The sequence below is a fragment of the Mycobacterium sp. genome (assembly GCF_039583805.1).
In the GTDB taxonomy this organism is placed as follows: Bacteria; Actinomycetota; Actinomycetes; order Mycobacteriales; family Mycobacteriaceae; genus Mycobacterium.
In genome coordinates, this window is sequence record NZ_JAVKSH010000022.1 from 20,087 (window position 1) to 28,740 (window position 8,654).

The window sequence follows — 8,654 nt, forward strand, 5'->3', positions numbered from 1 at the left end:
CTACGATTCGGTGTCCGGTACCCTGCGCATCGCCGACATGGTCGCCCCGCGCAAACTACCACCGTCGGCGGGATGGCGGAAGCTGATCTACGGCGCATCCTTTCACGCGGTGAACCTCGGCGAGTCGCCGTCCGACCGCCACTTCCGGCACCTGCGTGCACGCATCCGTCGGCATATCCGCAAGCAGTACGTGATCGGCGTCGTCTCGGGCAAGGGCGGTGTCGGCAAGACCACGATGACGGCCTGCATCGGTGCGGTCTTTCGGGAGTGCCGGCCCGAGAACGTGGTCGCCGTCGACGCCGTACCCGGCTTCGGGACACTGGCCGGGCGGATCGACGAGGCCCCACCCGGCGACTACACGGCTGTCCTCAACGACACCGACGTGCAGGGCTACGCCGACATCCGAGAGTACCTTGGGCAGAACGGCCTCGGACTCGATGTGCTGGCCGGGAACCGGGCATCGGATCAGCCGCGGCCGCTGCCTGCCGCGACGTTCACCGGGGTGATGTCCCGGCTGCGGCGCACCCACAGCATCGTCGTGGTCGACACGTCCGACGATCTGGAGCATCCGGTGATGCAGGCTGTGTTCGACGTTTGCGACAGCGTGGTCTTCGTCTCCGGGTTGACGGTGGACACGTCGCTGCCGGTGACGCGCTCGATCGACCTGCTGTGGTCGATGGGTTATCACGAGCTGGTGAGTCGTAGCACGGTTGTTCTCAACGACAGCCGCAACAAGTACGACTCCGGCGGCCGCGGCTACCTCACCGAACGGTTTGCCCGGACCGGGGCAACCGTCGAATTCATGCCATACGACCCGCATCTCGCGTGCGGCGGAATAATCGACACGCGCCATGGAGTGGGCAAGACGGCGCGACGGAGGCTATTCGAGATCACCGCTGCGCTGGCCGACAAGTACGTTCCGGATGCGCAGAGGCCGCGATGATGGCCGGCGTACCCCTGCCGGCCCGCTGCGCTGTCGCGGTGGTCTGCGCTGACCAGCTGATCTCCCAGGTCTACCCGGCGTCGGTGCCGATCGAGATGTTCCTCGACGACGTCGTCGAGCTGGTCAGCCAGGAACTCAAACGTCGCGGTGGGCCAGGACTGGAATCCGGCGCCCGATACCAGCTGCACAGGGTCGACGGGGTCCGGCTCGACGTCGGCAAAACTCTCGACGAGCTCGGCGTCGAGGATGGCACGACGTTGGTCCTGGCTCCGGCACCAGACGGCGATTCCTTTGTGCCGCAGTGCGAATCGCTGTCTTCCGGGCTCGCCGAGGTCGGCAAGACGTTGTTTGCGCCAGTCACCGCCGACACGGCGGCACATACGGCGCTGTTCGTGCTGGGGATCGTCGCGCTCACGGTGTCGGCGGTGGCGCTGCGCAACCGGGCCGCCACCGATGCGCTGGCGCCCGGCCTGGTCACCGGATCACTGGGAATGCTGACGGCCGGCGCCGCCGCGGCGGTGTGGCGTTGGTGGCCGCACCGCGAGGACCTGTTCGACGGGTTCGCCTGGCTGGCAACGCCGTTGCTGGCGGTGGGGATTGCCGCCGCCGGGCCTGGCCGGCCGGGCTCGGCGCACGCCTTCATCGGGGTGCTCGCCGCGGCGGTGCTCACCTGGGCGGTTGCCGCCCTGACGCGACGTCATCTCGACGTCGCCGCGGCCGTGATGACGGTGTGTGCGCTGACCGGGGCGGTAGCCGCCGCCCGGATGTGGCGCCCGGTGCCGGCGCAGTGGCTGGGCATGTGCTCCCTGACGGGGTTGCTGGTGTTGGTGACGGCAGCTCCGACCGTCGCGCTGCGTGCGGCGGGCATCCGGCCGCCGAGTTTCGGCTCGGTGACCGGACGCGACGTGTTCCGCCGATGTGACGGCATGCCGATCGACGCCGTGGCGCCGGTCGACGGTGACGGCGAATCCGAGCGGGACCCCACCGCGCGCGGCGCGCAGATCGCTGCGGGTGCCGTCCGCGCCAACAGCGTGCTGACCGGGATCTGCGTGGGTGCCGCGGCGGTGCTGCCCGTCGCCGTGCATGCCAGCCTGATGCCGGGGCGGCGACACAGCGTGGCCGCGGCGCTGCTGGCCGGGCTGTTCGTGCTGGTTTTCCTTTGTCGCGGCAGGGGTTTCGCGGACAAACGCCAGGCTGTCGCGGTGGTGTGCGGTGCAGCCGCCGCCGCGTGTGTCGGCGTCGCCGACTACGTGTCCCACCAGCCGGCCGGATCGGTCGGGCCGGTGCTGTGGGCAGCGTCGGTGCTGACCGGTTTCGGCGGTGCGGCTCTGGTTGCGGCGCTGCTGGTGCCGATCACCCGGTTCACACCCTTGGTGCGGATGCTCGTCGAATGGCTGGAACTCGTGGCGATCGTGCTGGCACTGCCGCTGGCCGCCTGGATCGGCGGACTGTTCACCTGGGTGCGGATGCGATGACCGCCAACCGCGGACCCCGGGCCCCGACCGTTGCGCTGGTGGCGCTGGTTGTGGCCCTGGCGTCGAATATAGCCGCAGCACAGGCGATCCCACCGCCCGGCGTCGACCCGGCGAAGGTGCCCGCCGACGGCATCCCCGGCCCGGATCAGCCGATGCGCCAGCGCAACGTCTGCGCGGGCACGGTCGCCGTCGCCGACCCGAACGTTGCGCTCACCGCGCCCGGATTCACCATGCTCGACATCGGCACGGCTTGGCGGTACTCCACCGGCAACGGGGTGCCGGTGGCGGTGATCGACACCGGGGTCAACCCCTCCGCTCGGCTGCCCATCGTGCCCGGCGGCGACTACGTCACCGGTGGCGACGGCTTGCAGGATTGCGACGCCCACGGCACCATAGTCGCTTCGGTGATTGCGGCCGCGCCGCAGGGCATTCCGATGCCTGCACCGATGCCCACCAGCCCGGCCTTTCCGTCCCCGGCCGGCCCGGCGCTCGTCGGCGCGGCGCCGCCGCCCGCCGCAGGATCCCGGGATCCGGTGTCCGATCAGCCGGAGAACCCGCCGGACGTCCCGCCTCCCGCGGCCGGCGCACCCGACGGGGTGGCCGGGGTGGCGCCGCACGCGGTGATCATCTCGATCCGGCAGTCCTCGCGCGCCTACGAACCCGCCGGCCCGCAGCCCGGTGACGTCGAACGGCGCACCCGGGCCGGCACCGTCGCCACCCTGGCCACGGCCATCGTCCACGCCGCCAACATGGGCGCCAAGGTGATCAACGTCAGCGTCGCCGCGTGTGCGTCGGCCGCCGACCCGCTGGACCAGCGCGCGGTGGGGGCGGCGGCGTGGTACGCCGCCACGGTCAAAGACGCGGTGATCGTCGCCGCCGCCGGCAACGACGGAGAAGACACCTGTGCGCAGAACCCCGTCTTCGACCCGCTGGACCCGGCCGATCCGCGGGACTGGCATCAGGTCAAGACGGTGTCATCGCCATCGTGTTACGCCGACTACGTGCTCTCGGTCGGAGCCGTCGACAACACCGGGGCTGCGGTCGCAAAAAGCCTTGCCGGGCCGTGGGTCGCGGTGGCCGCACCCGGCGTCGGAATCATGGGGCTCTCCCCGCAGACCGGGGGACCGGTCAACGCCTATCCCGCTGCCCGGCCCGGCGAGAAGACCACCCCGTTCTGGGGCACCAGTTTCGCGGCGGCTTACGTCAGCGGGGTGGCCGCGCTGGTGCGTGCGAAGTATCCCGGCTTGTCGGCCCATCAGGTCGTCAACCGTATCCTGCAGACCGCGCACAACCCGCCGCGTGGTGTGGACAACCAGGTCGGCTACGGCGTGGTCGATCCTGTCGCCGCATTGACCTTCGATGTGCCGGCGGGAGAACGTCTTTCGCCACAGGCCCGGGCCCGGGTGCTGGTTGCGCCCGCACCGCTGCCGCCGCCGGATCACCGGGCCCGCACCGCCGCGGTGTTCTTCGCGGGAGCGGTGCTGGCCCTGGCGGGAATCGCCAGGGTCGTCGCGCGAGCCCGGCGGACACGATGAACGCCGTCAGCAGCCTCGCGACCTCTCTTGGTGTCCTCGCCTGCTGCGTGCTCGGCGAAGCCGGCGGCGGATCTGCCGGTGCGGCAACGGGTCTGGCGGTGGCGGTCGCGGTTGCCGTACTCCGATGGCGAGGGCGGCCGGCCTGGTCGTGGCTGATGCTGTGCGTCGGGCACCGGCGGCCGATCACCCGGACTCGGCCGTTCGTCGTCGTCAACGATCGCGTGGGCGGCGGGATCCGATACCAGGGTGGAATCGCGGCCGCGGTGGTGCACGTGCTCGGCAAACCGCACACACCGACACTGTTCGCCGGAGCGACGGCCTTCACCGAGAACACCCTCGACATCACCGGTCTGCGGCCGCTGCTGCACCAGAGCCTCGGCCTGACCCTCGACTCGCTGAGCGTGGTGAGCGCGGGTTCGCGGCGGGCCGGCGCCGGCGACTACCCGCAGCTGTACGACACGCTGGTCGGCACCGCACCGTATGCCGGCCAGCGCAAAACCTGGATCGTGGTCAAGGTCGCGGCGCTCGCCAACGCCGAAGCGGTACAGGGACGCACCTCGCTCGGCACCGCGACGGTGGCGGCTGCGCAGCGGATCGCCGCGCAGCTGCGACAGCAGGGGATTCGGGCCAAAGTCGCGACCGCCACCGACATCGCCGCGATGGATCGGCAGCTGGCGTGCTCGGTTCCGGCGCGGCGCAGGCAGTCGTGGCATTCAGCGCGCGGCGTCGACGGCTGGTCGACGACGTACAGCTACCGGCCGGGCGCCCTCACGTCTGAGGCCCTGGCGCAGGCGTGGTCGTTGCGGGCCGACGGCATCACGCAGAACGTCACTGTGTTCGCCGACGGGACCGCTGCGGCGACCGTCACCGTGGGCAGTGCGCAGCCGCCAACGGCACCGCCGAGCCTGCTGGTGCAGACGTTGCCGGGGGAGCAGATCCAGGCCGCCGCCGCCAATCTGTGCGGCCCGGCGCCGGTGCCGCGGGGTGCTGGCCGCAGTGCGCTGCCCGCGGCGCTGCATGTTCCCGTCGGCCCGTCGGGTGTGCTGCTCGGCAAGGTCGGGGCCGGCCAGCGACTCGCGTTACCTCTCGACGACCCGGGCGACGTCAGCCGGGTGCACATCGCCGCCGACGACACCGTGGCGAAACGCATCGTGGCCCGGCTTGCGGGCGCGGGTGCGCGCGTCACCGTCCACACGCGAAACACGCAGCGGTGGAACAGTGTTCGCATCCCCGGAATCGTGGTCGGTGACGCCGCCAGACCCGCCTCGGGTACCACCGTCAGCGTTGTCGACGGCACCGTCGAGGTGGCACCGCCGCGGCCGAACACCGTCATCACCGTGGCCGGCACGCCACAGCCGCACCGGACGCCGCACCGGACGTCCGCCGACGTCCTGATCACCCAGACCGGCCCCGCGATGGTCAGGGTCCGGGCAGCGGGCAGCGACCACACGGTGGAAGTCGAGCTGTTCCGTGCCGAAAACCGCTACGTGTCGACGCACCCGCCCGTGCTGCGCGCCGCCGGGCCGGAACCGGTGGGCTAGGCGATGGGCGGCACCGCGACGACCGCCGCCCGCAAGCGGTTCGATCAGGCGATGGCGGTGCTCGACGACGATCCCGACGCCGCGCACGGCTGGTTTCGGGCGGCCACCGATATCGACTCGTCGATGGCCGACGCGTGGCTGGGCCGCATCGCCACCGGCGACACGTCGCTGGCCACGCTGCAGCAGCTCTACGCCTGCGGCAGCCGACTGCGCCGCGAGACCAACCGCCTCGGCGTGCCGCTGTCGGCGTCGATCAAGGCGGGGCCGTACCTGTCGATCGCGGCGACCGAGGCCTCGCATGTCGGCCTGGCGCTGGCCGGCGCCCTGGTCGACGATGCCCGATACCGGAAAGCGGCTGTGCTGCTGGGCGATCCGTCTCTGGTGGACTCCGCTGAGAACCACCACTGGCAGCAGTACCTCACCGCGTACCTGATGTCGGCCGCGCGGCGTTGGCCCGACGTGATCGCAGCCGCGGCGACCCTCTTGCCGCCGCACGCCGTCGTCATGCCGGCGGTCACCGCGGCGACCGCCACGCTGGCCGCCTACGCCGCAGCCCATCTCGGGCAGGCACTGGTCGCGCTGGACTGGGCCAACCGAGTCGAGCTGCGCCCCGGTCGCACCGACGAACCGTCCCCGGCGATCGACCCCGTCGAATTCCCCCTGATCGCCGCGGATCTGGCATACGTGCGGGGAATGGCACACCGCCAGCTCGGCCAGCAGGACAACGCCAGGTTCTGGCTGTCGAAGGCGAGCATCAACGGTGCGCTCACCGAATCGGCCAAGCAGGCATTGGCTGATCCGGCGTTGCAGCTGGTGGTCACCGACGAGGAAACCGTCAACAGCCGCACCGACGAATGGGACGCCGGCACCGAGCGGTCGGATCGACAGCGCCGCGACGAAGAAAACCGACAACGCCGTGCCGAACTGTTGGCGCAGGGCCGCACTTTGCTGGACAACCAGGTGGGTCTGGCCGGCGTCAAGCGGGCGGTGGCCGAGCTGGAGGACCAGATCGAGGTCCGGGCGCTGCGGCTGGCGGCCGGGCTCCCGGTGACCAACCAGACCAACCACATGCTCTTGGTCGGACCGCCGGGCACCGGCAAGACCACCACCGCGGAGGCACTCGGCAAGATCTACGCCGGGCTGGGCATCGTGGCCCATCCGGAGATCGTCGAGGTCAAGCGTGCCGACTTCTGCGGCGAGCACATCGGGGCGTCGGGGCCCAAGACCAACGAGCTGATCGACCGTTCGCTGGGCCGCATCCTGTTCATGGACGAGTTCTACTCGCTGGTGGAGCGCCATCACGACGGCAGGCCGGACATGATCGGGATGGAAGCGGTCAACCAGCTGCTGGTCGCGCTGGAGGTGCATCGCTTCGACTTCTGTTTCATCGGCGCGGGCTACGAAAAAGAGGTCGACGAATTCCTGTCCGTCAACCCGGGTTTGGCGGGGCGGTTCAACCGGAAACTGCGATTTCAGTCCTACACGCCGGATGAGTTGGTGGACATCGCGGTTCGCTACGGCCGGCCGCGTGCCACGGTGCTGGAACCGGCCGCGTGCGAGGCGTTGAGCGTGGCATGCACGACGCTGCAGGCCTATCTGGCGCCGGACGGCAACCACGGCATCGACGTCATGCAGAACGGCCGCTTCGCGCGCAACGTCGTCGAGCGTGCTGAGCGGCTGCGGGATTCGCGGATAGCAGCGCAGCACCGGGCTGCGCAGAGGTCGGTCACCGTGGCCGACCTCGAGACGCTGCGTGCCACCGACGTGACCGCAGCGGTGGTCGAGGCGTGCGCGGACAAGCACGTGCCGATCGCGCTGTGACGGTCAGTGACGGCACCGGGCCGAATCGGTCAACGGTTTCCCGGTGGCCGCGACGCGAAGAACCCGGCGACCGCCGCGGCGATCTGCAGGAATCGGAGCCGCGTCGCGGGCGCCATCTCGTGGCTGACGTCGATGACGCCGCCGGGTCGCAGATGCGGATCGAAGGGCACCTCGACCACCAGCTGCCGGCGGTCGAGAAACTGGCGGGCCAGCACCGTGCGCGTGCGTTTGTCGGCGTGCCCGTCCGAATCGTTGAGCACCACGACGGTGCGCGCCAGCAGGCCGGCCAGCCCGCGCTCGGCCAGCCACTCCATGGTCTGGGCCGCGGCGGCGGCCCCGTCCGCCCACGGCGACGACACGACGATCAGCGCGTCGAGGTCGCGCAGCACCTCCTGGGTGACCGGTGCGTCCATGGTCGAGCCGCAGTCGACGATCGAGATCGTGAAGTGTCGGTCCAGCCGCAGGGCGGCTTCGCGGTAGACCGCGGGATCGAGCACCCGCCGCGCACCCAACGCCGCCCCGCCGGCCAGCACATACAGGCCCGCGGAGTTGCTGCCCACCCGCGAAGTCAGATCGGCGAACGACTGCAGGTTCCGGTCGGTCGCCAGCTCCCAGTAGGAGCCGCTGGTCCGGGGGTCGATTCTGCTGCCGAGCCGGCCGAACGCGGTGTCGGCGTCGATCGCGACCACCCGGTCCTGGCGGCGCACTTCGGCGAAGATCGATCCCACGCTGGCCGCGACGGTGGTCTTGCCCACCCCGCCTTTGCCCAGCACACCGACCTTGTAGCTGCCGCGCAGGACGGACCTGATGGCGGCCTCGAACTCGGCTTCCTGGCGTTCCCGTGGCGACGGGCCCGGGTTGACCACACCCAGCGTCAGCACCGCGACCGCGCGTCGCCAGCCGCGAGTCGCGCGGGGACGTCGGGCAGGTGTCGGCGCCCAGGCATCGAAAGGCGGCATGCGGGGCACCGGCGGGGGGTAGGGTTGGGGCGGCTGGTGCCACTGTGGCGGCAGTGCCTGCGGGCCGCGGGTCTCCCGAGGGGGCGGCCCTGCCGGCGGGCCACCGGGATGCGCATGCCGCGGCCGGTCCGGCAAGAAGTCGTCGCGCTCGTTCATAAGCTCCTCACGATCACGTCCGTCCGGCGTGCGCGCCCCGCCGGCACGGAATCAGTATCGGCCAGCCGGGCCGCTCGGCAAGCACGGCAGCCGACCGGCCGGTCTTTGCCGCGTCCGGCGGCGGGTGTCGCCCGGTCGGCCCGGTGCCGCGGCGGGACGGTCCGGGCCGAATCGCAGCAAACTATCCGGGCGGCCGCGCGGAACCCCGGCGGCCAGAACTGAAC

5 protein-coding genes and 1 pseudogene are annotated in these 8,654 nt (G+C 71.1%); 5 read left to right on the forward strand and 1 reads right to left on the reverse strand.

The window, feature by feature from the left end:
• Positions 1 to 4 precede the first annotated feature (4 nt).
• The 5 genes and pseudogenes from ABDW21_RS04655 to eccA all read left to right on the forward strand — a co-directional run.
• A pseudogene (locus tag ABDW21_RS04655) lies at positions 5 to 943 on the forward strand (MinD/ParA family protein); the annotation flags it as partial.
• Positions 943 to 2,418, forward strand: a complete 1,476-nt coding sequence (gene eccD / locus ABDW21_RS04660) for a type VII secretion integral membrane protein EccD (RefSeq protein WP_343710124.1) — start codon at positions 943 to 945, stop codon at positions 2,416 to 2,418. The pseudogene ABDW21_RS04655 and the gene eccD, both read left to right, overlap by 1 nt.
• Positions 2,415 to 3,953 (forward strand): S8 family serine peptidase, encoded by a 1,539-nt coding sequence (locus ABDW21_RS04665; RefSeq protein ID WP_343710125.1) that lies wholly within the window; start codon positions 2,415 to 2,417, stop codon positions 3,951 to 3,953. Before eccD ends, ABDW21_RS04665 begins: the two co-directional genes overlap by 4 nt.
• Entirely contained in the window at positions 3,950 to 5,494 is a 1,545-nt protein-coding gene (gene eccE, locus ABDW21_RS04670; RefSeq protein WP_343600546.1) for a type VII secretion protein EccE, read from the forward strand. Before ABDW21_RS04665 ends, eccE begins: the two co-directional genes overlap by 4 nt.
• A 3-nt stretch (positions 5,495 to 5,497) precedes the next feature.
• The gene (gene eccA / locus ABDW21_RS04675; RefSeq protein ID WP_343600547.1) at positions 5,498 to 7,315 is read left to right on the forward strand and encodes a type VII secretion AAA-ATPase EccA; all 1,818 of its coding nucleotides are present in this window, start codon (positions 5,498 to 5,500) and stop codon (positions 7,313 to 7,315) included.
• 29 nt (positions 7,316 to 7,344) lie between these two features.
• Here the strand turns inward: eccA and ABDW21_RS04680 are convergent, their stop codons facing one another.
• A complete protein-coding gene (locus tag ABDW21_RS04680; RefSeq protein WP_343600548.1) occupies positions 7,345 to 8,430 on the reverse strand; it encodes a MinD/ParA family protein in 1,086 nt (361 codons plus the stop codon).
• Between the last annotated feature and the right edge of the window lie 224 nt (positions 8,431 to 8,654).